Origin of the sequence: Mycetohabitans sp. B2 (genome assembly GCF_021733735.1) — a bacterium.
Classification (GTDB): domain Bacteria; phylum Pseudomonadota; class Gammaproteobacteria; order Burkholderiales; family Burkholderiaceae; genus Mycetohabitans; species Mycetohabitans rhizoxinica.
Genome location: NZ_JAHKSP010000009.1, coordinates 1 through 768 on the forward strand (window position 1 = coordinate 1; position 768 = coordinate 768).

Annotated in this window: 1 protein-coding gene; it reads left to right on the forward strand. The window is 59.5% G+C overall.

All coding sequences use genetic code 11. The annotated features are described in order from the left end of the window. Nucleotides 1–768 (forward strand): filamentous hemagglutinin N-terminal domain-containing protein (locus KPG66_RS01970; protein WP_272907014.1); only part of this gene is annotated, 768 nt, incomplete at both ends.

Sequence of the window (768 nt, forward strand, 5' to 3'; positions counted from 1 at the left end):
TGGGGCCTTGCGCAAATCGTGCCGGCTCCTGGGGGAGAGACTCGAGTCATCCAAACGCAAAATGGTTTGCCGCAGGTCGATATCGCCCGGCCGTCGGGGGCAGGGGTGTCGGTCAATCACTACCATCAGTTCGACGTCCAAGCGCCCGGCGCGATCCTGAACAATGCTTCGGCGGTTGTTAAAACGGATCAAGCAGGCTATATCAACGGCAATCCGCACTTCGGTCCGAATCAGTCGGCGCGCCTAATCGTCAACGAGGTTCATAGCCTAGAGGCAAGCCAGCTGCGTGGCCATGTGGAAGTGGCAGGTCCGCGCGCCGAGGTGGTGGTTGCTAATCCGTCGGGCATTGTCGTGAACGGCGGGGGCTTCATCAACACAAGCCGGGCGACGCTGACGACCGGACAACCTTACTATGGCGCGGACGGCTCGCTAGCCGGCTTCAATGTGTCGCGTGGGCTGGTGACCGTGCATGGCGCAAAGTTTAATGCGTCAGACATTGATCAAGTCGACTTGATCGCGCGCGCAGTACAGGCGAACGCTAAAATTTACGCAAAAAACTTGAACGTGGTGACCGGCGCGAACCAAGTGCCTTACGACACGTTAGCGGCCACGCCAATTCATGGCGACGGGCCGGCGCCAAGCGTATCGATTGACGTTGGCCAACTTGGCGGTATGTACGCTGATAGGATCGTCATGGTCGGCACCGAATACGGTGTGGGGGTGCACAGCGCGGGTGAGATTAGCGCGCAGGCCGGTGATTTGACGCTG